We start from the raw sequence: 1,785 nt of genomic DNA, 5'->3' as shown, positions 1-1,785 counted from the left end.
ACCAAGGCTTTCACCTGCCAACTGTCGGTGTTGGCTTCGCTCGCCGTGCGGGCAGGCGTCGCGCGCGGAACGATCTCGCGCGATGAGGAGAGGCGGCTGGTGCGCGAGCTTTCCGAGGCGCCGCGCTACGCCACCCAGGTGCTCAAGCTCGACGAGCAGATCGAACGCATCTCGCGCGAGCTCTCGCGCTACAAGGACGTGCTCTATCTCGGCCGAGACACCAATTTCCCTCTGGCCATGGAAGGGGCGCTGAAGCTCAAGGAAATCTCCTACATCCATGCCGAAGGCTATGCCGGCGGCGAGCTGAAGCATGGACCGATCGCGCTGATCGACGAGAACATGCCGGTGATCGTCATCGCGCCGCATGACCGCATCTTCGAAAAGACCGTGTCGAACATGCAGGAAGTGGCGGCGCGCGGCGGCAAGATCATCCTCATCACCGACGCCAAGGGCGCCGCCCAGGCGGGCATCAAGACGATGGAGACGATCATCCTGCCCGAAGTGCCGGAGATCATCTCGCCGATCATCTATGCGCTGCCGGTCCAGATGCTCGCCTATTTCACCGCCGTGTTCATGGGCACGGATGTCGACCAGCCGCGCAATCTGGCGAAATCGGTGACGGTGGAATAGTACCGTTAGCTTGCCTCGCGCAGTTCGAAGTACGGCTGCGGATGGTCCCTTCTTTCGTCATCCACGGGCGGAGCAGGAGCGAAGCTCCTGCGCAGACCCGAGAATGACGAAGGGAAGGATGTTTCGGCTAATTCCAAACGGAAGCAGCTTCCATCTGGAACGCTGAAAGCCTCGCCTTAGCCAACCTTCTTTAAAAACTTCGCAGTTCCAAACAAGCCCGCGGTTCACTAATCTCAGCGTCGCAATCTGCGCTGCGGTGATCCTATGTCCGACGCCCTGAAGACCTCTGGCATTGCCCGGCTCAGGAACTATTTCCTGACGGGCTTCGTCGTCTGCGCGCCGCTGGCGATCACCGCCTATATCGCCTGGTCCCTCATCGGATGGGTCGATTCCTGGGTGAAGCCCTACATTCCGGCCCGCTACAATCCCGACACCTATCTGCCGTTCCCGGTCCCCGGCTTCGGGCTGATCGTGGCGCTGGTGCTCATCACGTTCATCGGCTTCATGACGGCAAACATCGTCGGCCGCGCCATTGTCAATTTCGGCGAGCGACTGCTTGGCCGAATGCCGCTGGTGCGCGGCATCTATAGCTCGCTGAAGCAGATCTTCGAGACGGTGCTGTCGAACAAGGGCGACATGTTCCGCCAGGTCGGGCTGGTCGAATATCCGCGAAAAGGAGTCTGGTCGCTGGTCTTCGTCGCCAGCGAGAAAGAAACCGAGATCAACCAGAAGCTCGACCAGGAAGGCGATCCGCTGATCGCGGTGTTCATGCCCTGCACGCCGAACCCGACCACGGGGTTCCTGATGTATGTGCTGAAATCCGAGATTGTGCTGCTCGACATGAGCATCGAGGATGGCGCCAAGCTGATCGTTTCGGCTGGCCTTGTGGCGCCGGAGGTCAAGACCAAGCTGGTGACGCTGAACGGCGAACGGATCGAGGGTCCGCTTGCCAACCCGCCAGTCGGCGCCGGGCCTCAGCCGGCCCGCAGCAAGCGCACCGCCTCGTCGCGACCGAACAGGTAAAGCAGCAGCCGAAGCGCTTCGCCGCGTTCGGACTGCAGTTCCGGATCGCGCGACAGGATCAGTCGCGCCTCGTCGCGCGCGGCTTCGAGCAGATCGGCATGGAATTCGATGCGCGCCACCTGGAAGCCGGGG

The 1,785-nt window shown here is 61.7% G+C and carries 3 protein-coding genes; 2 read left to right on the top strand and 1 reads right to left on the bottom strand.

Annotated features, from left to right (window positions below):
- Both EOA29_RS35230 and EOA29_RS35225 read left to right on the top strand, forming a co-directional pair.
- Positions 1–630: SIS domain-containing protein (locus tag EOA29_RS35230; protein ID WP_127222312.1), on the top strand; the 630-nt coding region annotated here is incomplete at its 5' end.
- A gap of 264 nt (positions 631–894) precedes the next feature.
- Complete coding sequence (locus EOA29_RS35225) at positions 895–1,653, top strand: DUF502 domain-containing protein (protein ID WP_126093502.1); 759 nt, start codon at positions 895–897, stop codon at positions 1,651–1,653.
- Here the strand turns inward: EOA29_RS35225 and EOA29_RS35220 are convergent.
- The coding region (locus EOA29_RS35220) for a hypothetical protein (RefSeq protein WP_145970003.1) at positions 1,605–1,785 on the bottom strand (181 nt) is incomplete at its 5' end. The two genes, EOA29_RS35225 and EOA29_RS35220, sit on opposite strands and share 49 nt — an antisense overlap.

The sequence above is a fragment of the Mesorhizobium sp. M1E.F.Ca.ET.063.01.1.1 genome (assembly GCF_003998155.1).
Lineage (GTDB): Bacteria > Pseudomonadota > Alphaproteobacteria > Rhizobiales > Rhizobiaceae > Mesorhizobium.
Note: the sequence above shows the minus strand (reverse complement) of the source record. Positions and strands in the feature narration are given on the sequence as shown.

Excerpts from the sequence above, each read along its gene's own strand:
- EOA29_RS35225 (WP_126093502.1), top strand. The coding sequence starts at position 895 with ATGTCCGACGCCCTGAAGACCTCTGGCATTGCCCGGCTCAGGAACTAT.